Consider the following 22202-nt stretch of genomic DNA (forward strand, 5'->3'; position numbering starts at 1 on the left):
ATAGAAGAAGCGGCCCTACCCCTGAGGGGTAGGGCCGCTTCGGCGAAACGGTGGAGGTGCCGGGAATTGAACCCGGGTCCTCTGGCGAATCATCAGGGCTTCTCCGTGCGCAGTCCGCTATGTCTCTACTTGGCCCCTTCAGTCACGCGAACAAGCTGAAGTGACGAGCCCAGCCACTGTTTGTTTCCCAATCACACCCCGTAGCCGAGTGTGACGGTAAGCCTCCTAGCTGATGCCGGTGACCGGGTCGGAGGCGACCCCGGACCGACAGAGTTGCTCTACTGCTTAGGCAGCAAGAGCGAACTCGCGCTGGCTCTTAGGCTCGGCGCTTATTGGTTTGCGATGACGCTTACGGTGGTCTCTCGCCTGCACCGGCACGCTTCTCCTGATTCAACGTCCAAAGTCGAAACCGTTCACCCCCTTGGTGGGACACAACCTGTACATCATAACGCGGGCGGCAACCGGGTTAATCCCGCAGGTGGGGCTAGCCCTACCTGGGAGATGCCCGCGAGCACCATGTCAGCGGACGTCCCCGGGCGCGATGCTTGACTCCTCGAACAGGAGAGGAGCACGACCATGAGTTCGCTGGCGGCCGAGCGGGAGCTGAGCAGGTCCGATCCGTCGTTCGGCGGCTCGCTGGTCTACCTGCTGATGAACCTGCCGATGGGCGTACTGGCCTTCGCGCTCCTGACGTCCTTCATCTCGGCGGGCGTCGGCACGGCGGTCGTCTGGATCGGGTTGCCGATCCTCGCCCTGGTGATCCTCACGGTCCGCGGCGCGGCCCGGATGGAGCGCGCCAGGGTGTACGCGCTGCTCGACCGCTACATCGACCTGCCGTACCTCCCGCTGCCCGTCGCCGGCCAGTCCGTGCGCTGGAAGGCGCGCCTGAAGGACGGCTCGACGTGGCGCGACCTCGGCTACTTCTTCCTGCTCTTCCCGCTCGGGATCATCGAGTTCGTACTGGTCACGGTGTTCTGGTCGACCAGTCTCGGCCTCGCCGGGCTGCCGATCTACTACCGCTTCCTGCCCGGCGGCGAGTACCGCTTCCCGACCTGGGAGAACGCGTGGTTCACCGTCGATTCGACGGTCTCGGCGCTGCCTTGGGCGGCGCTCGGAGTGCTCTGCGTCGCGCTCTCGGTAGCGTTGACGAAGGCACTGGCCGGGATGCATGCCCGGCTGGCGACGGCGTTGCTCGGGCCGACCTACGCCCAGCGCCGCCGTCTGGAAGATTCTTGGGGCGAGGTTCACGGATGACGATCGACCAGCAGGTACAGCAGGTGGGGATCCCGCGGCCGCGGCCGATGCGAACGATCGCCTACATGTTCGTCAGCTTCTTCTTCCGGCTGCTCCAGTTCATCCTCATCGTCGTCGGGCTGGCGGTCGGCATCGCGACCGCGGTGGTGTGGATCGGCTTCCCGATCCTGATGGCCACGACCAGCTTCATCCGCTGGTCCGCCGACCGGGAGCGGGGCTGGGCGCGGACGATGCTCGAAACCCCGCTGGAGCCGGTCGAGCGGCTCCCCCTCGAAGGACTTTCGCTGGTCAAGCGCTGGCTGACCCGCCTGACCGACGCGACGACCTGGCGTGACCTCGCCTACCTGATGGCGGCGTTCCCGCTGGCCTGCCTGGAGCTGCCGATCGCGATCGCGTCGGTCGTGCTGCTGCCGATGGCGATCTGGGTGACCCCGTGGGTCGGATGGCTGCACGGCAACCTGGCGTACTCGCTGCTCGGCCCGAACCGCGCCGCGAAACTGGAGCAGAAGGCCGAGCGCCTGCAGGCGTCGCGGGCTCGCGGTGTCGACGCCGCCGAGGCCGAACGCCGCCGCATCGAGCGAGACCTGCACGACGGGGCCCAGCAGCGGCTGGTCGCCGTCGCGATGAGTCTCGGCCGCGCGAAGTCGAAGTTCGACCAGGACCCGAACGCCGTGCGCGAGCTGATCGACGAAGCCCATCTCGACGCCAAGCTCGCGGTGTCGGAACTGCGCGATCTCGCCCGCGGGATCTACCCGGCCGTCCTCGGCGACCGCGGTCTCGACGCCGCCTTGTCCGCGCAGGCCGCGAAATCGCCGATCCACGTCGACGTCGAGGTGGACGTCGAGCCGCGACCGCCTGCCGCGGTCGAGACGACGGCCTACTTCATCGTCGGCGAGACGCTGACCAACATCGCGAAGCACTCGGGCGCGACCGAAGCGGGCGTGAAGGTGTGGCGCACCGAGTCGATGGTCATCGTCGAGATCACCGACAACGGGCACGGCGGCGCCGAAGTCCGGCCGGGTGGCGGCCTCGCCGGGCTCGCCGACCGCGCGGCCACGATCGACGGCGTGATCACCGTCGTCAGCCCGCCCGGCGGCCCGACGGTGATTCGCGCGGACCTGCCGTGCCAATGGTGACCCGCTCGTGAGTGAATAGGCTCTGCCATTCACTCACGACGCTGGGGGCAGCATGCGGGTTGTCATCGCCGAAGACGCGGTTCTGTTGCGCGCGGGGGTGATCCGACTGCTCGCCGACGAGGACATCGAGACGGTCGCCGCCGTGGACAACGGCGACGACCTGCTGGTCGCGGTCAAGGAGCACCGGCCGGACCTCGCGATCGTCGACGTCCGCATGCCGCCCACCTTCACCGACGAGGGCCTGCGGGCGGCGCTGGGCGCCCGTGAGGCCGTTCCCGGTCTTCCGGTCCTCGTGCTTTCCCAGTACGTCGAAGAGAGCTACGCCGTCGAGCTGCTGTCCGGTGGCGCGGGCGGAGTCGGTTACCTGCTCAAGGAACGCGTCGCCGACGTCGGAGACTTCCTCGACGCGGTGAAGCGGGTCGCCGGCGGCGGCACGGCCATCGATCCGGACGTCATCGCGCAGCTGATGGCGCGGGGCCGCAAGAACCCGCTCGACGCGCTCACCGCCCGCGAGTCCGAGGTGCTGGGGCTGATGGCGCAGGGCCTGTCGAACACCGCGATCGCGAACTCGCTCGTCGTCTCGCACGGCGCGGTCGAGAAGCACATCGGCAACATCTTCTCGAAGCTCGGGCTCGAAGCGAGTTCGGTGGAGCACCGCCGGGTCCGCGCGGTGCTCACTTATTTAGGACGCTGAAGTAGCTCTTGGTGGCGAAGCGGTCACTCACCTAACATGGGCAGACTGTTGGTGGGGAAACGAGCCGAGCCGAGGAGGCCCCATGACCGACCGGACCTCCCGCAGCGTCCGCTTCTTCGGCGGGCCGCTCGACGGCCGCGTCCAGGAACTCGGTGACACGGAGCCGATCGTGGGCACCGTCCTCAAACACGTCCATCTCCACGACGGGCCCAAAATCGAAACCCGGTACGAACTCGGCCGCGCCGAAGACGACTGCTGGGAGTTCCGGCTGTGCTCCGCCCCGCTCCCGGAGCCCGAGACCGACGGCGTGGGGTAGGGAAAACTCCACCTTCCGAGGGCGAAAACAGGAAGATCGATACGGCGGCCCGCACCGCTGTTTTCGCGGACCCGAAGCACCAGGCTCTTTTCCATGCACACAAGCGGGAAACAGGGCCGGGACAGGTTCCTGGACATCGTCCGAGCGGTCGCGATCCTCGCGGTCGTCGTCCAGCACTGGGGAATGCCGGTGCTCTCCTACGCCGACGGCCATCTCTCGACCGGGAACGCCCTCGCGACGCCCGGCTGGTGGATCATCACCTGGCTCAGCCAGGTCATGCCGCTCGTCTTCTTCGCCGGCGGCGCGGCGAACCTGATCTCGTTGAGCCGGGCGGAAAGTTCCCGTTCCTGGCTCGCGGCCCGCCTCAAGCGGCTGATGATCCCGGTGCTGCCGCTGGTGGCCGTCTGGCTGTTCGTCCCGGACATCCTGCGCGGTATGGGCGTTCCGGAGCAGCCGTTGCAGGTCGGCGGCGCGATCGCCGCCCAGTTGCTGTGGTTTCTCGCCGTGTACGTGCTCACCGTGCTGCTCACCCCGATGCTGGCCGCGGCACATCGCCGCTGGGGCTTGAAGGTCCCGCTCGTGATGCTCGCCGCCGCCGTGCTCGTGGACGTCGCCCGCTTCAACGACCTCGGCCTGATCGGGTTCGCGAACGCCGTCTTCGTCTGGATGGCCGTGCACCAGCTCGGTTTCCACTACACGCAGGGACGTCTCGGGTCGCTGAGCCGCAACGCCGCGCTGGGCATGTCCGCAGCCGGTTTCGGCATCACCGCGCTGATGGTCGCCTTCGGCCCGTACCCGGCGAGCATGATCGGCATGCCGGGCGCCCCGGTGTCGAACATGAGCCCGCCGACCGTGCTGCTGGCCTTCCTCGCGATCGGCCAGATCGGGCTCCTGCTGGCCTTCAAGCCCCAGCTGAACGCCTTGGCCGCCCGGCCGAACCTCGACGCCGCGCTGAAGTGGATCGGCCCGCGGTTCATGAGCGTCTACCTGTGGCACATGCCGGCGCTGATCGTCGTCTCCGGTGTCGCGGTCTACGGCCTCGGTTACGAAACCCCCGAACCGGGTTCCGTGCTGTGGCTGACGATGCTCCCGGCCTGGCTCGGCGCCTGCGGGCTCGTGCTCCTCGGCCTGCTGCGGATGTTCGCCCGCTTCGAGTCGCAGGGTTCCGGTCCCGCGTCGACCGCGCACACACCTCAGCTCGTGGTGGCCGGGCTGGCGATCGCCGGCGGCCTGCTCGGTCTCGCCGCGCACGGTTTCGCCCCGCTGAGCGATGGTCTGGCGCAGGGCCCGGCGCCGTGGGTGGCGCTGGCGACGGGTGGATTCCTGCTGGCGGGCAAGCAGATCCCGGTCTCGGAACTGGGGACGCGGCTGCTCGGCCGCGCCGTCTCGGTCACCGAGGTGGCACAGCTCAAACGCTGAGCAGTTTCGCGGGGGTGTCGTGCAGCACCGCCCGTAGGAACGGCTCACCCAGGCGATCGTCGGCGGCCCAGCCGGCGATCGCCTGCAGCTGTGTGGCGTACGAGTACGGGATGTTGGGGAAATCGGTGCCGAGCACGACGCGATCCGGGAACTCTGCCAGCAGGTCCTGCCAGTCCGGCGGAAGCGGATTGCCGCGCAGGGTGAACTCCACCCCGACCATCGTGGTGTCGAGGTACACGCGCGGATACTTCCCGGCCAGCTCGAAGGCGAAGTCGATCTCGGGCATGCCGGCGTGTGCGAGCACCAGCGTCAGACTGGGATGCCGCACCAGGATCTCTTCGAACAACCGTAGCCCGGTGTAGGCGCCCCTCAACGGACCGTGTCCACAGTGGACGACCACGGGAACGCCCGCGTCCGCCAGCGCGCCCCAGACGTCGTCGAGCAGCTCGTCACGCGGGTCGTAGGCGCCGACCTGGACGTGCGCCTTGAAACACCGGGCGCCCGCGCGCAGCGCACCGTCCACAACGGACAGCGCACCGGGCTCCGGGTAGAACGTGCCGGTCGGCACCGCCTCCGGGACGCGGTCCGCGAACTCCAGCGCCCACGACGTCAGCCATTCGGCCATACCGGGCTTGTGCGGATACACCAGCGGCGCGAACCGGCGCACGCCGAAAGACCGCAGGGTTTCGACGCGCTCTTCTTCGGTGGTGCGGTAATGCACCGGCCAGGCCATGCCGTAGTGCTCCTCGGCCTGGTCGAAGTAGGCCCACACCTTGTCCATGACCGGCTTCGGCAGGAAATGCAGGTGAAGGTCGACAAGCCCGTCGATGCCCAGCGCCGAGAGCCAGCCGGGGATCTCGGCGTCCGACGCGGGCCCGTGGATCAATCGGTGTACCGGCCCTTGAGCGCCCGGCCCATGGCCCGGCTGATGGTGCGCTGCGCGTCCCGCTTGGCGATGTCCTGCCGCTTGTCGTAGGACTTCTTGCCCTTCGCCAGCGCGATCTCGACCTTGACCTTGCCGTCCTTGAAGTACATCGACAGCGGGACCAGCGAAAGACCGCTCTCCTTGGTCTTGCCGATGAGCTTCTCGATCTCCTGGCGGTGCAGCAGCAGTTTCCGGGTGCGCCGCGGCGTGTGGTTCGTCCACGTGCCCTGCACGTACTCCGGGATGTGCACGTTGCGGAGCCAGACCTCGCCGTCGTCCACCGTGGCGAACGCGTCGGCCAGCGATGCCCGTCCTTCACGCAGGCTCTTCACCTCGGTACCGACGAGCACGAGACCGGCTTCGTAGGTGTCGAGGATGGAGTAATCGTGGCGAGCCTTGCGGTTCGACACGATCACCTTGTGTCCACGTTCCTTGGGCATAGCGGCGACTCTACGTGAGTTTCTGTGTTCGGGCAGGTGGTTATCGGGGCGGCTAGTGGCGCACGTACAGGCGCAGCGTCACGTAGCCGGTGATCGCCGAAATGACGATCGAGACGGCGAGCAGGATCGGCGCCACCGGGAACAGCAATTCGAGCATGCCGACCGCGGGGAACACGTCACCGGTGAGCACCAAGTCGAGCAACAGCACCTTGGTGAGCACCAGGAAGACGATACCGATGATGGCACCGACCAGGCCGGCGACCACCGCCTCCAGGAGGAACGGCAGCTGCGTGTACCAGCGGGTCGCACCGACCAGCCGCATGATGCCGACCTCGGTGCGCCGGGTGAACGCCGACACCTGGATCGTGTTGGCGATCAGCAACAGCGCGGCGATGGCCATGATCAGCGCGGCGCCGAAGGCCAGGTTCCGCACCCCGTTGAGCGCGTTGAACACGCGGTCCAGCGCCTTCTGCTGGTCGTCGACCTTGGAGACGCCGGGCTTGCCGGTGTACTCCTGGATGATCGCCTGGCTGCGCTCGGGGTTCTTCAGCTTGACGTGCAGCGACGCGGGCAGCGCCTCCGGCCCGGTGAGCGCGAGCAGTTCCGGCTGGCTCTCGAACATCTTCTTGAACCGCTCGTAGGACTGCTCGCGGTTCTCGAAGACGACCGACTCGACGCCTTCGTTTCCCTGCAGTTCCTGACGCAGTGTCTGGCAGGCGGACTGCGAGCAGTTCGGGTCACCCGCGCTGATGTCGTTGACCAGATAGACCGAAACCTCGACGTCGGCGAGGAAGTTGGCCTTCATCTTGTCGATCGTGCCGACGGCCAGCAGGCCGAAGCCGAGCATGGCGAGGGAGACCGCGGTGGTGAGGATCATCGCGATGGTCATCGTGACGTTCCGGCGCAAGCCGGTGACTACCTCGCTGAAGACGAAACTGGCGCGCATCGGGGTTGATGTCCCTTGGAAGTCGTGGGTTACGGAGGAGGGCGGGGCCGGTCAGCGGCCGATGCCGTAGACGCCTCGGGCGTCGTCACGGATGACCTTGCCGAGCTGGAGCTCGACGACCCTTCGCCGCATCGAGTCCACGATCGAATGGTCGTGGGTGGCCATCAGCACCGTCGTGCCGGTGCGGTTGATCCGCTCCAGCAGCAACATGATGTCCTGGCTGGTGTCGGGGTCCAGGTTCCCGGTCGGCTCGTCGGCGAGCAGCACGAGCGGGCGGTTCACGAACGCGCGGGCGATCGCGACGCGCTGCTGCTCACCACCGGAGAGTTCGTTGGGGAGACGGTCGGCCTTGCCGTCGAGGCCGACGAGTTCGAGCACCTCGGGCACGACCTTGCGGATCGTGGGGCGCGGCTTGCCGATGACTTCGAGCGCGAAGGCGACGTTCTCGGCGACGGTCTTGTTCGACAGCAGACGGAAGTCCTGGAAGACGCAGCCGATGGTCTGCCGCAGCCGCGGCACCCGGCGACGGGCGAGCTTGGCGACGTCGAAGTTGGAGACCATGACGCGACCCTTGCTCGGCACCTCTTCGCGCAGCAGGAGACGCAGGAAGGTCGACTTCCCGGATCCCGAGGGACCGATCAGGAAGACGAACTCGCCTTTGTCGATCTCGACCGACACCCGCTCAAGGGCGGGACGGGTCGAGGTCTTGTAGACCTTGGAAACCTCTTCGAGCCGGATCACGGTTCGGCATACTACCCATGCCCGCCGTTAAGCCCGGGTAGCCCGGTCCCGGCGGCCGAGCGAGCAAGGGACCTTTGCTATCACTCTCTTTCGGAAAGTGGTAGCAAAGGTCCCTTGCTCTCTCACGCAGGGTTGTTACGCGGCTCCGGACTGCTTGCGCCAGCGGATGCCGGCCTCCAGGAAGCCGTCGATCTCGCCGTCGAGCACGGACGACGGGTTGCCGACCTCGAACTCGGTCCGCAGGTCCTTGACCATCTGGTACGGGTGCAGCACGTAGGAGCGCATCTGGTTGCCCCAGCTGGAGCCGCCGTCCTTCAGCGCGTCCATCTCGGCGCGCTCCTCTTCCTTCTTCCTCTGCAGCAGCCGCGCCTGGAGGACCTTCATCGCGGCCGCCTTGTTCTGCAGCTGCGACTTTTCGTTCTGGCACGAAACGACCACGCCGGTCGGGATGTGTGTGATCCGCACCGCCGAGTCCGTCGTGTTGACGCTCTGGCCACCGGGCCCGGACGAGCGGTACACGTCGACGCGGATGTCCTTCTCGGGGATGTCGACGTGGTCGACCTCCTCGACCTCGGGCATCACCTCGACGTGCGCGAAGGAGGTCTGGCGACGGCTCTGGTTGTCGAACGGCGAGATGCGCACCAGCCGGTGCGTGCCCTGCTCGACCGAGAGCGTGCCGTAGACGTACGGGGCGCTCACCTTGAAGGTGGCGGACTTGATGCCCGCTTCTTCGGCGTAGGAGATGTCGTAGACGTCCGTCGGGTAGTTGTGGCGTTCCGCCCACCGCAGGTACATCCGGAGCAGCATCTCGGCCCAGTCGGCGGCGTCGACACCGCCCGCTTCGGACCGGATGGTGACCACGGCGTTCCGCGGGTCGTATTCACCCGACAGCAGGGTGCGGACCTCGAGCCCGTCGATGTCCTTGGTGAGCGCCGTGAGCTCGGACTCGGACTCGGCCACACTGGCGGAGTCGCCCTCGGCCTCGGCCAGTTCATAGAGGACGCCCAGGTCGTCGAGCCGCTGCCGCAGCTCGGAAATGCGTCGCAGCTCACTCTGCCGGTGGGACAACTGGCTGGTGACCTTCTGCGCCGCTTCGGGGTCGTCCCAGAGGTTCGGGCTGGATGCCTGTTCCTCCAGCTCGGCCACCTGGGCACGCAGCGCATCCAGGTCCATCACCGACTCGATCTGCGTCAGCTTGCCGGCCAGGTCCTTCAGTGCCGCATCGAACTCATCACTCACGTCGGCCAAGGTTACGGCAAAACCCACGACCGGTTGCGGGGAACCGGCCGTGGGCACCTGTCCGGGTCAGGACTGGGGGATGGAATCCAGCAGTTTCAGTGCGGCTTTGGCCTGCGCCTGAGCGAACTCGGCGACCGCCTTGGCGTACGGGCCGTCGGCGGCCTTGGTGGCGGCCTTGGCCTCGTCGAGCTGCTGCGTGTAGCTCGCGCGGGCCGATTCGAGCAGGGTCGCGCGCTGCTTCACCGTCAACGAACCGGCGTGCACGAGACGGAGGATCAGCGGGCTGCGGAGGTGGTCAGGACCGGCTTCGGAGGACAGCCACGTCTTGAACGCCTTCTTGCCCGCCGCGGTGATGAGGTACTGCTGGCTCGACCGCGGCCCCTGCTTGCCGAGGCGGACGAGGCCCTCCTTCGACAAGGCGGGGAGCTCCCGGTACACCTGGCTGCGAGTCACGCTGAAGAAGGCGCCGAAACGCTCACCCGCCCCCGCGACCAGTTGCCCGCCCGTGGCGGGACCGTCGTGGAGAAGACCGAGCAGTGCGGCGGCTGTTGCATTCAATTCGGACACGTCCTCTACGGTCCCACTTTTCGGAACCTGTGTCCACTGTGGTCAACACATCTGTCCATTGTGGCTAGTGATATGCGCTCATTCGGCCCAACGCACTACGCCTGTCCACAATGGACCGAACACGCTACGCAACCGGCCTTCGCCACGGACAGCGGTACGCGTCCCCCGCCCCGACCAACAACGGGGAGTGATCGCCCCGGAGGGCGCACGGGCGACGGAACCGGAAAACGAAGAAGCGCGGATCTGCGATTTCCGCAGATCCGCGCTTCGTTTTCACAGTAGCGGGGACAGGATTTGAACCTGCGACCTCTGGGTTATGAGCCCAGCGAGCTACCGAGCTGCTCCACCCCGCGTCGTTGTGTCAATAGATTACACGGGGGCGAAACCGGGTTTCAGGCGGGTGCCCTTAACTTCCCAAAGCACCCTTGACCTGCCCTTATGGCGAGACTTTGTCATCCAGCCAAGCGAAGACGCCGTCGAGCACCATGGTCAGCCCGTCACTGAATCTGCCCTCGACGTCCTCGTCGAAGACCCACGCGGTGGGCGTCACGTCGTAACGCGGGTCCCGCTCGCCCGGAACCGGATAAACGGCCTGTTCTTCGATGGTGAAGCCGACGACGTAGCTGTAAACGGTGAACAACGCTCGTCCAGCCAGGTACGGTTCGAGCCCCGCGTCGACGCGCGCCTGAAGCGGGTTGTCACCGAGCAGGCCGTCGTCCGTCATGAAGGTCCCGGAGAAGACCTTTGCCCCGTCACGGTAAGCGAGCATCATCCGGCGCATAGCCCGTGACGCCACCTCGAGGGATTCCCGCTCCCCCAGGCCTTCCGGCACCCGGCCCGGCATCGCGTCGGCGTACATCTGCGTCGCCATCTCGTCGAGCAGCTCCTGTTTGTTCTTCACGTGCCAGTACAGCGCCGGCGCTTTGACATCCAGTTCCTGCGCGATCAGGCGGAGCGTCAGCCCGTTGAGCCCGACGTCGTTGAGCAGCCGCAGCCCGGCGCGGACGATGTCCTGCCTGGTCAGACCCACTTTTACCTTCTTCCCAGCGGTAACGCCTTGACAATTTAACGATGTTAAGGGCACTCTGGCCGCAGGTCAATTTAACGTTGTTAAGGAGTGGTATGGACAACCTGGGGACGGACGTGGTCGTGGCCGGGGCGGGGCCGACCGGGCTGATGCTGGCCCACGAACTCGCGCTCGCCGGCGTCGATGTCGTGGTACTGGAACGGCTTCCCGAGCGCACGGGACTGTCGAAAGCGCTGAACCTGCAACCGCGGACCGCGGAAATACTGGAGCTGCGCGGGCTTCTGGACGGCGCCGAAGAGCGTTCGTTCACGACGGTGCAGGACGGACACTTCGCGATGATCCCGGTCGACTACCACTGCTGGGACACTCGATTTCCCTTCCAGATGGGGATTCCGCAGGCCCAGGTCGAGGAGTACCTGGAAGAACGGCTTGCCGCGCAAGGAACGAAGGTAGTGCGAGGAGCCGAAGTAATCGATTTCGTTCAGGACAAAGACTCTGTCTCTGTCCGGTACCGAACAGACGGTGGCGAAACCCGGCTGCGCGCGAAGTACCTCGTCGGCTGCGACGGCTCTCGAAGTGTTGTACGCAAAGGACTGAACGTGGACTTTCCCGGTGTGGACGGTCAAGGCTTCGGCGTGGTCGCGGACGTCCTGTTCGACGAAATCCCTGCCGGTGCGCAAAAACAGTGGCGAACGATGCGGAACATCGGCGAGCCGACCGGTGCGACCACGTTCAAAGGCTTGATTCCGTTGGGAGAACCGGGTCTCTACCGTTTCGTCTACGGTGACAGGGCCTCGCGCCCCAAGAACATCCGGTCCGCCATCTCGCACGAGGAGGTCCGGCAGGCGCTGCTCGACTCGTACGGTGAGACAGCGACGGTGTCGGAAATCCGGTGGGCGTCACAGTTCTCGGACGCCGCGCGACAGGCGGAGCACTACCGCGTCGGACGGGTGCTACTGGCGGGCGACGCGGCGCACATCCATTTCCCGGCAGGCGGCCAGGGGTTGAACCTGGGTGTGCAGGACGCCATGAACCTGGGCTGGAAGCTCGCCGCGAACGTGCGTGGCTGGGCCGGTGACGCCCTGCTGGACACCTACGAGGCCGAACGGCACCCTGTCGGCGCTCAGGTGCTGCACAACGTCGCGGCTCAGCTGGGGCTGACTCCGCGGTCGCACGAGTCTCGCGCGCTTCGCGACCTTTTCGCCGGCCTGGTCACGCTGCCTGAGGTGAATCGGCATTTGGGGGGCATGGTCTCCGGTCTCGGGATCCGCTACATGACCTACGGGACGTCGCACCCGGCGCTGGGCTCGCGACTGAATGACCAGGAACTCGACACCGAAGCGGGCCCGATTCGCCCGAGCACGCTCTTTCACGACGGTGGCTTCGTGCTCTTGACGACCACTGCGGCCCACGTCGACGCCGCCCGGGCCCAGGCCCGCTCGCCGCGCCTGACCACCCAGCTGGTCACGTCCCTGCCGTGGCCCGCCACCGAAGCCGTCCTGTACCGCCCCGATGGCTACGCCTGCTGGACCGCCCCCACGCGGTAGCAAAGGTCCCCCGCTCCCCCACCTGGTAGCAAAGGCCCCCCGCTACCACCGTCACCCTGGGCACTCAGGCGACCAACTCACCTTGGGGGGTCCAGGGGGGCGAAGCCCCTCCTGGCGGGGGTCCGGGGGTTCGACCCCCGGGACAAATGCGAAGGAGGCCCGGCCTGCGTTTTCCGCAGGCACGGGCCTCCAACCTCTGTAGCGGGGACAGGATTTGAACCTGCGACCTCTGGGTTATGAGCCCAGCGAGCTACCGAGCTGCTCCACCCCGCGTCGTGACACCTACCTTACGCCTGCGTTTCGAGCAGGCGCAAAGCAGGTGCCCTTTAGGTAAGCGACGTCACCCTCCGGGCTGGCCGGAGGTCGGGGGCGCACCGGACGCCGGCGGGTTGGCCTTGGCCGACTCGTAGGCCTTCGAAGCGGCTTCGAGTGCGGCCAGGGCGGCACCCTGGTCGGCGTAGTTGCCGGATTGCTGGGCGGCGCGGAACTTGACCCAGGCGTCGTGCATGTCGCCCGCGGCCTTGTCGAGCGCCGGGTTGCCCGTGGCAGGCGGCTGCGGCGTCGTAGTGCCCGGGGGCGGGGTGGTCGTTCCGGGCGTGCCTCCGGTCTGCGGCGGCGTGACCCCGGAACCCGTGCCCGGCCCGAAGACCTGATCCAGGGCTTCGTTGAGCGTCGGCGCGAAACCGATCTTGGTGCCGTAGGAGACCAGGACCCGCGCCAGCTGCGGATAGCTCAGCTGGTTCCGCTGCCGGATGTAGACCGGTTCCACGTAGAGGAAGCCGTTCGCGACCGGAAGGGTGATCAGGTTTCCGTACGTGACGGTGACGTTCGGGTTGTTGAACAGAGTCCGGTCCTGCGCGACCCGCGGGTCACTTTGGAATCTGTTCTGGACCTGGACGGGACCGTCCACCTGGGTCGATCCGCTGGCGCCTGTCGGCAGTCTCAGGACGCGCATCTTCCCGTAGTCCTCGGGATCCGAGGACACCGACATCCAGGCCGCCAGGTACTGCCGTTGGAGACCGGTCAGTGAACTGGTGAGCTGGAATCGCGATTTGTTGTCTCCCGGCGCGGTGGCCAGGACGTAGTAGCCGGGCTGGTTCGCGACACCGGAAGCGGACGCGTTCACGCCGCCTTCCTGCGTCGGGTCCTGCGGAACGCTCCAGAAGGCCTGCTGCGCGTAGAACTCCGCCGGGTTGTTCACGTGGTACTTCGACAGGAGTTCCCGCTGCACCTTGAAGAGGTCTTCGGGGTAACGGAAGTGCGACCGCAGGTCCGGCGAGATCTCGCTGCTCGGCTTGACCAGGCCGGGAAAGACGTTCTTCCAGGCGTTCAGCACCGGCTCGTTGTCCTCGACCCCGTACAGGGTCACGGTGCCGTCGAACGCGTCGACGGTGGCCTTGACCGAGTTGCGGATGTAGTTGAGCGAGGAGTTCGCCTGGCGGGTGGTGCCGCTGAGCGAGTCGTTGGTCGCCTGGCCGAGCTGGGTCTGCTGGGCGTACGGGAAGTTGTTCATCGTGGTGTAGCCGTCGACGATCCAGATGATCTTGCCGTTGACGACCGCCGGATACGGGTCACCGTCGAGGGTCAGCCACGGGGCGACCTTGGCGACACGATCCCGAGGCTCGCGGTTGAACATGATCTTGGATCCGTCGCCGATGGCGTCGGAGAAGAGGATGTTCCGCTCGCCGTACTCGGCGGCGAAGACGAGCCGGTTGAACCAGTTGTCGATCGGCACGCCGCCGGAGCCCTTGTAGATGTAGCCGCGGTCGACGGCGGTGTCGTACTCGCCGGGCGCCTGTCCCGCCTTGCCTCCGACGATCGCGTACGCGGCGTCGGTCGCCAGCTCGCCGTAGTAGATGCGCGGCTCGTCCACCTTGATGCCCGGCTTGTTCGGGTCGGTCGAACCGGCGCCCGTCGGGTTCTGGGTGTCGCTGGTGGTGGCGATGGGGTAACCGCCGTCGGAGTTGGCGTCCTTCAGCGCGCGGTCGATCGTGTTGGCCGGCGCGGCGACGAAGCCGTTTCCGTGCGTGTAGACGAGGTGCTTGTTGATCCAGTTCGTCTGGTTGCCGGTCAGGCCCTCGGTCTTGATCTCCTTGGCCGCGACGATGTAGTCCTGCGTGACCCCGTTGAGGGTGTAGCGGTCGATGTCCAGCTTCGACGGGAAGCCGTAGAAGTTCTCACGGCCGACGCGCTGAGTGAAGGTGTCGCTGAGGATGTTCGGGTCGAGGAGCCGGATGTTCGGGACGGTCCCCTTGTCCGCCTTGATCTCCGCGGAGGTCGCCTCGGACTTTCCGGTGTAGTCCTTGTACTCGACGTTGGTCAGGCCGAACGCCTGGCGGGTCGCGTCCATGTTGCGCTGGATCGACGCGGACTCCTTCTCGTTCGCGTTGGGGCGCACCGAGAACTGGTCGAGCACGGCGGGCCACGCGACACCGACGAGCACGTTCGACAGGATCAGCAGCACCAGCGCGATCGCGGGAAGCTGCAGGTTGCGCAGGAACGCGCCAGCGAAGAAGGCGACGGCACAGATCACCGAGATGCACAGCAGGATCAGCTTCGCGGGCAGGACCGCGTTCAGGTCGGTGTAGGTCGCACCGACGAAGAGCGGCGCACCCCTGTCGGAGAGCAGCAGGTTGTAGCGATCGAAGAAGTACTCGACGGCCTTCAGCAGCACGAAGATGCCGATGGTGATCGCGAGCTGGGCACGGGTCGGGCCGGCGAGCTGGCCGCCCTTACCCGCGAGCCGGATGCCACCGAAGATGTAGTGGGAGATCAACGCGCCGAAGAACGCGATGACGACGGAGATGAACAGCCAGCCCAGGAGCCAGTTGTAGAACGGCAGGTCGAAAGCGTAGAAGCCGACGTCGTTGCCGAATTCGGGATCGGTCTGCCCGAAGCGCGTGCCGTTCAGGAACAGCTGCACGACCTGCCAGTCGCCCTGCGCGGAGGCGCCGGCGATGAGCCCGGTGAGCACCGGGATGCCGATACCGAAAAGCCGGATCCGGCCGACGATCGCCGACCGATAGCGGGCGAGCGGGTCGTCGTTGCCGGAAATCGGCACGAAGACGGGCCTCGACCGGTACGCGATCATCAAACTGATCGCGAGCGAGCCTCCCACCAGGAGCCCGACGGCGAAGAACAAGACGACACGGGTGATCAACACCGTGCTGAAGACCGTCCGGGCGCCGACCTCGCCGAACCACAACCAGTCGACATAGGTGTCCAGCAGTCTCGCGCCCAGCAGCAGGGCCAGGATGACTACGGCGGCGATGATGAGCAGGATCCGGCTGCGCCGGGACAGCTTCGGCAGGCTCACGGGGGGCCGAGTGGCCACTGCACACGCTCCTGGTTTGGTGAACTTTTCGCAGGGGCGCGCGTACCGCGTGCGGCCCCTGATGCTCTAACTCTACGGATGCCGTCGGAAGTTCCCGGAACCCGCCCAAACCGGACTCGGGACGCCGCCGTCCCGGCCGCCTGGAACGATGTGGCAATGGCACCGAGTGAGCAGCAGGGCGTGGCCGGCCTGGCCCGCGAAGTCGAGGAGTTCGTCGCCTCCGGAGGATGGGATCAGCCGCCGCAGTTGTTCGCGCTGGTCCCGACCGCGGCGCTGCTGGACGAGCAGCCCGAACTGGCCGGACAGCTCGATCCGTCGGCCCCGCTGACGCCGGTCGCGCAGGAGTCGCTGCCGGATGGTGACCTGGGTGAGGCGCTCGCTCAGATCGCGTGGCCCGATCTGGTCCTGGGCTGCGCGCTCGCGCAGGAGATCATCGTGCTGCCGCCGGACGCCGAAGCCGAGCTTCCCGTCGTGCCCGAGACCGATGCCGAACGCCTGCGTCAGGCGGCCGCCGACCACCCGCGCCGGACCGAGGCCCGGCTCGTCGCGGCCGTCCTGCGGGATGGTGCCGGAGCCTGCGTCATGCGGCTTCGCGGCGTCGGGAAGGCCGAAGAACCCGGCGACGTCCCTGTCGACGAGATCATCGAGAACCCGGAGCTGGCGCCCAACCTGCTGGAAGCCCTGAAGGCAACCCTGCTCCCCTGACCTGCGAAAAGAGAGCAAGGGACCTTTGCTACCACCCGGCCCGAGACGCACACCGGGCGATAGCAAAGGTCCCTTGCTCCCCCGGCGGTCAGCAGGAGGCGGTGGGCCGTCCCGCCTTGAGGTTCTCGAGCTGAGTGATCGCCTCGTCCAGCGTCGAAACCTTGATCAGGTTCAGCCCATCGGGCGCGGCGGTCTTCGCCTCGGCGCAGTTGTGCGCGGGCACGAGGAAGTCGGTCGCGCCGGCCTCGCGGGCGCCGACCACCTTGAACGAGATGCCGCCGATCGCGCCGACGACGCCCTTCTCCGAGATCTCGCCCGTTCCGGCGATGTGCCTGCCACCGGCGAGGTCGCCGGGCTCCATCTTGTCGACGATCGCGAGCGCGAACATCAGCCCCGCCGACGGGCCGCCGACGTCCTGCAGCGAGATCTTCACGTCGAAGGGAACATCCGCGCGGTCCACGGCGGTCAGGCCCATGAAGCCTTCCGGCCCGTCGGGCCGCTGCGCGAGCGTGAGCGGCACGGTGCGTTCGGCCTGCCCATCGGATTTGAAAGTGATCTGGACCGTCTGTCCGGGCTTCGTGCCGTTCAGAGCGGCCCGCACGTCGGTCGCCTCCTTGACCGTCGCCCCGTTGACCACCAGCAGCCGGTCCCCCGGGGCGAGCACCTTGTCCGCGGGGCTGCCGGAGACGATCGTTTTCGCGAGCACCTTCACCGGGAACTTGCGCCGCAGCGCGGCGACCTGGGCGGCGGTCTGCGAGTCCTGCAGCTGCTGGATGTTCTCCTGGCGGACCTGCTCGTTGGTCTCGCCGGGCTTGAAGTACTCCTCGCGCGGCGCCAGCGCGTACCGGCCGCTCGCCCAGAGCCCGAGCGCGTTGAACAGCGTGATGCCGCCATCGCGCAGGGAGACCGTCGTCATCCGCAGCTCGCCGGATGTCTGGAAGATCTCGTGCCCGTTGACCTGGATCACGGACTGCCCGGCGGCGTCCTTGCCGAGCGTGTCGTAGGTCGGGCCGGGACTGATCGCCACATACGGCACCGGGATGAAGAACCCGACCAGCGCGAAGGCGACGAACAGCGCGCCGCTGACCAGCAGCGTCCAGCCGCGCCGGGTCAGCCGCCGTTCGGAGCGGTCCTGGTCACCCGCGGAGCCCGAACGGCTCCGCGCTCCTGTGGTCTCCTCCGAGGGCTCTGTCACGCGTGACAGCGTACGGTGACTGTGTTCGCTTCTCGGTGAAGGCCACGCTCATCACTCCACTTGACGAGCTGTGAATCCCAGGACCCGCGTACGGTGGTGCCATGAGCAAACCCCCGTTCGGCTTCGGACCGCCCGATCCCGACAAACGAGGCGAGAACGAGCCGTCGGATTCCGGCGGCCAGCCCTCCGGCGCCGAGGCCTTCAATCAGCTCGGTCAGATGCTCAGCCAGCTGGGCCAGATGCTCAGCCAGGCCGGCAGCTCGACCGGGCCGGTCAACTACGACCTGGCGAAACAGATCGCGTTGCAGAACCTCAGCAGCAGCGATAGCGGAGACGTCAAGCTCGGCTTCTCGTCGTCCAGTGGCGGTGACTCGAGCACGGCCGTCCGTGACGCCGCCCACCTGGCCGAGCTGTGGCTCGACGCCGCGACGATCCTGCCCGCCGGAGCCACCTCGACCGTCGCATGGTCCGCGCGCACCTGGGTCGAAAAGACCCTGCCGACCTGGCAGCGCCTCTGCGACCCCGTCGCCCAGCAGGTTTCGGGTGCGTGGGTCCAGGCCCTGCCCGAAGAGGCCAAGCAGGCCGCCGGTCCTCTGCTCTCGATGATGGGGCAGATGGGCGGGATGGCCTTCGGCTCCCAGCTCGGCAACGCCTTGGCTCAGTTGGCTTCCGAAGTGCTCACCTCCACCGAGGTCGGCCTTCCGCTGGGCCCCGCGGCCACTTCCGCGCTGTTGCCTGCCAACATCGAGAAGTTCACCGAGGGCCTGGAGCTGCCGACCAGCGAGGTGCTGGTCTTCATCGCCGCACGCGAGGCCGCCCACCAGCGGCTGTTCGCCCACGTGCCCTGGCTGCGGCAGCGGCTGCTGGCCACGGTCGAGGAGTTCGCGAACGGCATCTCCGTCGACACGTCGGCGCTCGAACAGCTCGCCGGCCGGATCGACCCGTCGAACCCGGCCAGCATCGAAGAGGCCATGTCCTCCGGCCTGCTCGAGCCGCAGACCTCGCCCGAGCAGAAGGCGGCGCTGAACCGCCTGGAAACCCTGCTCGCACTGGTCGAAGGCTGGGTCGACGTCGTGGTCGCCGAGGCCATCGGCGACCGGCTGCCGGGCGCGGACGCGCTCCGGGAGACGCTGCGCCGCCGCCGGGCCACCGGCGGCCCCGCCGAGCAGACCTTCGCCACCTTGGTCGGGCTCGAGCTCCGCCCCAGGCGGATGCGGGCGGCGTCCTCGTTGTGGAAGCTCGTCGGCGACCAGCACGGCATCGAGAAGCGGGACGGCCTCTGGTCCCACCCCGACCTGATGCCGACCGCCGAAGACCTCGACGAGCCGCTCGACTTCTCCGAACGCCTCGGCGACGGCGAGTCGACGCTCGAAGGCATCGACCCGATCGCCGAGATCGAACGCGCCGAGCGCGAGAAGAACAAGCCCAAGGGCGACGAAGACGAGAACTGAGGCACGTCAGTCCTCCGCCGCGATGCCCCAACCGGCGGCGGAGGACAGGCCCTCCAGGTAGCCGATGGCGCGTTCGGTCTTGGGATAACGGCGAACGAGCTCCCAGAACGCCGCGTTGTGCCCTGGTTCCTTCAAATGCGCGAGTTCGTGCACGAGGACGTAGTCCAGCACCCATCCCGGCACCCGGCGCAGACGATCGCTGACCCTGATCGTCGCGTCGACCGGCGTGCAGGACGCCCACCTCGTCCTCATCGGCGGCACCCAGCGAACGCTCGCGGGTATCGCCTTTCCGTCCAGATACTTCGCCGAGAGCACGGCGCAGCGCGCCAGCAGCGCCTCGTCGGAGGCCTTCGGCGGCGCGGCCTGCCGCGGGCCCTTACGCAGCAGCTTGCGCTGCATCTCGGCAACCCAGTGCTTCTCCTCGGCCCGGGTCATCCGGGCAGGGATCAGCACGACGAGGGTGTCCTCGTCCCAGTACGCGGTGACGGTCCGGTGACGGCGTTGGCTACGCCGTACCTCGACCTTGTGTTCGGGAGTGTCCGACGGATTCGTCGTGTCCCGGCCCCTCAACGAGGGCGTCCGTGCTTCGACCACTCGACCACGGTAAGGCCAGTCACCGACAACTCCGAGAGCCGAAAGGTCACAGCCTCCAGTTGTCCACAACGGGGCCAACCTGTGGATAACTCGCGTTCTTTCGGGCGGCGAGGCTGCGGGCGAGTGCGATCCTGCGATCATGAACCTGCGCGAACCCGATCTGCGATCGATCCTCCTTCCCGCCTTCCCCGCCCTGCTTCCCGGCCTGGATGTGCTGGAACGCGGGAACGGCGAGATCCAGATCGGCCTCGACCCCGCCCACGCCGTGGTCGTCGCCGGCGTCGCCACCGAGGTGGCCACGGCACTGCGCGACCTGGACGGAAACCGGGCCGCGGACGACATCGTGCTCGCGCAGAGCGAACACGACGAACAGCTGCGGGACCTGATGACGGACCTGACGGCCCGAGGGCTCGTGACCGACGCGGGGCGATCCGACGGGTATCCGAGACCGAGAACGGAAACAGGACTCTGGTCGCTACGAGCCCGCCATCATCAAGCGGCCATGACCGCACGCCGCAAGCGCACCGCGGTGGCGATCCACGGCGACGGCAGGCTGGCCGCGGCCCTCGCCGTCCTGCTCGCCAAAGGCGGCGTCGGGCATATCGACGTCCGGGCTTCGGGCGTCGTCGGTGAGGGCGACCTCGGCTCGGGTTACACCGAAGCCGAGATCGGCATGCCACGCCGGGACGCGCTGGCCCAGGTGGTGCACCGTGCGGGCACGGACATCGCGACCACCAGGCTCTACTCGGATCGCCACCCGGAACTCGTTCTGCTCACCGACGCCGTCGTACCGGCTCCCGAGCTGGTCGAGGGGCTCGTCCGCGACGGGATCAATCACCTGCCGGTGCGCGTCCGGGACGGGATCGGCATCGTCGGACCGCTCGTGGTGCCCGGACGCAGCAGTTGCCTGCGCTGCGCCGATCTCCACCGTGCCGGCCGCGACGACTCCTGGCCGAGGGTGGCGAGCCAGCTCGCGGGCCGGGTGCAACAGCCGGACCTCGGCGCCGTCCACGCGTGCGCCGCGCTGGCCGCCGCGCAGGCCCTGCGGCTTCTGTCCCCCGGCGACCAGGCTCCGCCCGCCTGGAACGCGACATTGGAGATCGACTTCTTCGACGGCACGATCCGGCACCGCGACTGGCCGCCGCACACCGGATGCGGATGCGGCGCCCGGTGATACGGCGAGCGATGTAGCCCACACCCACTCCCTCAACAGGCTGCGCGGGCGCAGTGAATCAAGGCAGAATCGCGAAGGTGACCGACTCCCGCAACGCCGAGGACCGTGACGCCGCCATCCCCCGGAACGGGGCCGCGCGAACGGCGAAGCTGGCCAGTATCCCCCTCGGCATAGCGGGACGGGCCGTCGGCGGCTGGGGCAGGCGGCTGACCGGGCAAAGCGCCGAAGAGGTCAACGCGACATTGTCGGCCAAGGCGGCGGAGCAGCTTTTCGAGGTTCTCGGCACGCTCAAGGGCGGCGCGATGAAGTTCGGCCAGGCGCTGAGCGTCTTCGAGGCCGCGGTGCCGGACGAAATGGCGAAGCCCTATCGCGAGGCCCTGACGAAGCTTCAGGCGGCCGCGCCGCCCATGCCCACCCGGCAGACCCATCGGGTCCTCGCCGAGCAGCTGGGGCGCACTTGGCGGCAGCGCTTCGCCGCCTTCGACGACGAGCCCGCCGCGTCCGCGAGCATCGGCCAGGTCCACCGTGCGATCTGGCACGACGGTCGCGAAGTCGCCGTCAAGGTGCAATACCCGGGAGCCGACGACGCCTTGCGGAGCGACCTTCGGCAACTCCAGCGTTTCAGCAGGTTGTTCCAGGCCTTCGTGCCGGGAACCGAGGTGAAACCGCTCCTCGCGGAACTCGCCGAACGGATGAACGAAGAGCTCGATTACCAGGCGGAAGCCCAGAACCAGCGTGATTTCGTGAAGGCGTTCGAAGGCGTCCCCGGGTTCCTGATCCCCCGCGTGGTCGCCAGCGCGCCGAAGGTCGTCGTCACGGAGTGGGCCACCGGCACTCCACTCTCGAAGATCATCGCCGGCGGCGACAAGGAGACGCGGGACCGCGCCGGCCGCCTGCTCACCGAGTTCCACTACTCGTCCCCTGAACGAGCCCGGCTCCTGCATTCGGACCCCCATCCCGGCAACTTCATGCTGACCGCCGACGGCAGGCTGTGCGTGATCGACTTCGGCGGGGTGTCCCGGCTGCCCGAAGGGATTCCGCAGCATCTCGGCGAGATGACCCGGCTGGCGCTCGACGGCGAGTCCACGAAACTGATGCGGCTGCTCAGGGAGTCCGGCTTCATCCGGGCCGACGCGGATCTGCGCGCCGACGACGTACTCGCCTACCTCGCCCCGTTCACCGAACCGCTGGCAGGCGACACATTCCACTTCACCCGCCGCTGGATGCAGCGGCAGGCGGGCCGGGTCGGCGACACCCGCGGCCGGGATTTCCGGATCGGCCGCTCCCTCAACCTCCCGCCCGAGTACCTGATGATCCACCGGGTGACCGCCGGATCGACCGGCATCCTCTGCCAGCTCGACGCCGAGATCCCCGCCCGCGCGATCGTCGAACGCTGGCAGCCGGGCTTCGCGGCCTGAGAAGTTATCCACAGGGAACGGTGCGACTGAGCGGTAAACGGGCTCGCCCGGGCGAGTTGTCCACAAGTTGGCGGAAGCGG

Annotated in this window: 20 protein-coding genes, 2 tRNA genes and 1 other RNA gene; 10 read left to right on the plus strand and 13 right to left on the minus strand. The window is 67.5% G+C overall.

Annotation, left to right across the window (positions count from 1 at the left end):
• Window positions 1–48 precede the first annotated feature (48 nt).
• Window positions 49–421, minus strand: a transfer-messenger RNA (tmRNA) gene (ssrA, locus tag DMC64_RS26870).
• Window positions 422–576: 155 nt separating this feature from the next.
• On the opposite strand from ssrA, the gene DMC64_RS26875 reads away from it, so the two are divergent.
• The 5 genes from DMC64_RS26875 (at window position 577) to DMC64_RS26895 (ending at window position 4819) form a co-directional block, all read left to right on the plus strand.
• Window positions 577–1254: a sensor domain-containing protein gene (locus DMC64_RS26875; protein ID WP_037345966.1), complete on the plus strand. Its 678-nt coding sequence runs from the start codon at window positions 577–579 to the stop codon at window positions 1252–1254.
• Window positions 1251–2390: a sensor histidine kinase gene (locus DMC64_RS26880; RefSeq protein ID WP_037345963.1), complete on the plus strand. Its 1140-nt coding sequence runs from the start codon at window positions 1251–1253 to the stop codon at window positions 2388–2390. Before DMC64_RS26875 ends, DMC64_RS26880 begins: the two co-directional genes overlap by 4 nt.
• Window positions 2391–2442: 52 nt before the next feature.
• Window positions 2443–3084: a response regulator transcription factor gene (locus DMC64_RS26885; RefSeq protein ID WP_038518748.1), complete on the plus strand. Its 642-nt coding sequence runs from the start codon at window positions 2443–2445 to the stop codon at window positions 3082–3084.
• Between the two features lie 82 nt (window positions 3085–3166).
• A complete protein-coding gene (locus DMC64_RS26890) occupies window positions 3167–3400 on the plus strand; it encodes a hypothetical protein (RefSeq protein WP_037345959.1) in 234 nt (77 codons plus the stop codon).
• Between the two features lie 93 nt (window positions 3401–3493).
• Window positions 3494–4819: an acyltransferase gene (locus DMC64_RS26895; protein ID WP_037345957.1), complete on the plus strand. Its 1326-nt coding sequence runs from the start codon at window positions 3494–3496 to the stop codon at window positions 4817–4819.
• Here the strand turns inward: DMC64_RS26895 and DMC64_RS26900 are convergent.
• From DMC64_RS26900 to DMC64_RS26935, 8 genes are all read right to left on the minus strand, one after another.
• Window positions 4809–5705, minus strand: coding sequence for an amidohydrolase family protein (locus DMC64_RS26900; protein ID WP_125735769.1), 897 nt, complete (start codon window positions 5703–5705; stop codon window positions 4809–4811). The genes DMC64_RS26895 and DMC64_RS26900 overlap by 11 nt on opposite strands.
• Window positions 5702–6184: an SsrA-binding protein SmpB gene (gene smpB, locus DMC64_RS26905; protein ID WP_037345953.1), complete on the minus strand. Its 483-nt coding sequence runs from the start codon at window positions 6182–6184 to the stop codon at window positions 5702–5704. Before smpB ends, DMC64_RS26900 begins: the two co-directional genes overlap by 4 nt.
• Window positions 6185–6236: 52 nt before the next feature.
• The gene (ftsX, locus tag DMC64_RS26910) at window positions 6237–7130 is read right to left on the minus strand and encodes a permease-like cell division protein FtsX (RefSeq protein ID WP_038518756.1); all 894 of its coding nucleotides are present in this window, start codon (window positions 7128–7130) and stop codon (window positions 6237–6239) included.
• A gap of 51 nt (window positions 7131–7181) precedes the next feature.
• Window positions 7182–7871 carry a cell division ATP-binding protein FtsE gene (gene ftsE, locus DMC64_RS26915; protein ID WP_005168409.1) on the minus strand — a complete coding sequence of 230 codons (690 nt, stop codon included), beginning with the start codon at window positions 7869–7871 and terminating at the stop codon, window positions 7182–7184.
• A 135-nt stretch (window positions 7872–8006) separates the two neighbouring features.
• A complete protein-coding gene (gene prfB / locus DMC64_RS26920) occupies window positions 8007–9110 on the minus strand; it encodes a peptide chain release factor 2 (RefSeq protein WP_037345950.1) in 1104 nt (367 codons plus the stop codon).
• A gap of 66 nt (window positions 9111–9176) precedes the next feature.
• A complete protein-coding gene (locus tag DMC64_RS26925) occupies window positions 9177–9677 on the minus strand; it encodes a PadR family transcriptional regulator (protein WP_016331641.1) in 501 nt (166 codons plus the stop codon).
• Window positions 9678–9956: 279 nt separating this feature from the next.
• Window positions 9957–10030 (minus strand) — tRNA-Met (locus DMC64_RS26930).
• Window positions 10031–10113: 83 nt separating this feature from the next.
• Window positions 10114–10707, minus strand: a complete 594-nt coding sequence (locus DMC64_RS26935; RefSeq protein ID WP_125735770.1) for a TetR/AcrR family transcriptional regulator C-terminal domain-containing protein — start codon at window positions 10705–10707, stop codon at window positions 10114–10116.
• A gap of 92 nt (window positions 10708–10799) precedes the next feature.
• Here DMC64_RS26935 and DMC64_RS26940 point away from each other — a divergent pair, with 92 nt between their 5' ends.
• Window positions 10800–12251 carry an FAD-dependent monooxygenase gene (locus DMC64_RS26940; RefSeq protein WP_125735816.1) on the plus strand — a complete coding sequence of 484 codons (1452 nt, stop codon included), beginning with the start codon at window positions 10800–10802 and terminating at the stop codon, window positions 12249–12251.
• A gap of 199 nt (window positions 12252–12450) precedes the next feature.
• Here DMC64_RS26940 and DMC64_RS26945 read toward each other — a convergent pair.
• Both DMC64_RS26945 and DMC64_RS26950 read right to left on the minus strand, forming a co-directional pair.
• A tRNA-Met gene (locus DMC64_RS26945) sits at window positions 12451–12524 on the minus strand.
• Between the two features lie 67 nt (window positions 12525–12591).
• Window positions 12592–15585, minus strand: a complete 2994-nt coding sequence (locus DMC64_RS26950) for a UPF0182 family protein (RefSeq protein WP_037345941.1) — start codon at window positions 15583–15585, stop codon at window positions 12592–12594.
• A 156-nt stretch (window positions 15586–15741) separates the two neighbouring features.
• On the opposite strand from DMC64_RS26950, the gene DMC64_RS26955 reads away from it, so the two are divergent.
• Window positions 15742–16290, plus strand: coding sequence for a PPA1309 family protein (locus DMC64_RS26955; protein WP_125735771.1), 549 nt, complete (start codon window positions 15742–15744; stop codon window positions 16288–16290).
• A gap of 88 nt (window positions 16291–16378) precedes the next feature.
• Here DMC64_RS26955 and DMC64_RS26960 read toward each other — a convergent pair whose 3' ends face one another.
• Window positions 16379–17383, minus strand: a complete 1005-nt coding sequence (locus DMC64_RS26960) for a PDZ domain-containing protein (protein WP_199755109.1) — start codon at window positions 17381–17383, stop codon at window positions 16379–16381.
• A 203-nt stretch (window positions 17384–17586) separates the two neighbouring features.
• Between DMC64_RS26960 and DMC64_RS26965 the strand changes: the two genes are divergently transcribed.
• Window positions 17587–18936, plus strand: coding sequence for a zinc-dependent metalloprotease (locus DMC64_RS26965; RefSeq protein ID WP_125735772.1), 1350 nt, complete (start codon window positions 17587–17589; stop codon window positions 18934–18936).
• A 6-nt stretch (window positions 18937–18942) separates the two neighbouring features.
• Here the strand turns inward: DMC64_RS26965 and DMC64_RS26970 are convergent, their stop codons facing one another.
• The gene (locus tag DMC64_RS26970; protein WP_016331633.1) at window positions 18943–19506 is read right to left on the minus strand and encodes a M48 family metallopeptidase; all 564 of its coding nucleotides are present in this window, start codon (window positions 19504–19506) and stop codon (window positions 18943–18945) included.
• A 163-nt stretch (window positions 19507–19669) separates the two neighbouring features.
• Here DMC64_RS26970 and DMC64_RS26975 point away from each other — a divergent pair, with 163 nt between their 5' ends.
• Together DMC64_RS26975 and DMC64_RS26980 are read left to right on the plus strand one after the other, a co-directional pair.
• Window positions 19670–20704 carry a hypothetical protein gene (locus DMC64_RS26975; protein ID WP_125735773.1) on the plus strand — a complete coding sequence of 345 codons (1035 nt, stop codon included), beginning with the start codon at window positions 19670–19672 and terminating at the stop codon, window positions 20702–20704.
• 77 nt (window positions 20705–20781) lie between these two features.
• Complete coding sequence (locus DMC64_RS26980; protein ID WP_125735774.1) at window positions 20782–22122, plus strand: AarF/ABC1/UbiB kinase family protein; 1341 nt, start codon at window positions 20782–20784, stop codon at window positions 22120–22122.
• Window positions 22123–22202 lie beyond the last annotated feature (80 nt).

It is taken from the genome of Amycolatopsis sp. WAC 04197 (genome assembly GCF_003947475.1).
GTDB classification, from domain to species: Bacteria; Actinomycetota; Actinomycetes; order Mycobacteriales; family Pseudonocardiaceae; genus Amycolatopsis; species Amycolatopsis japonica.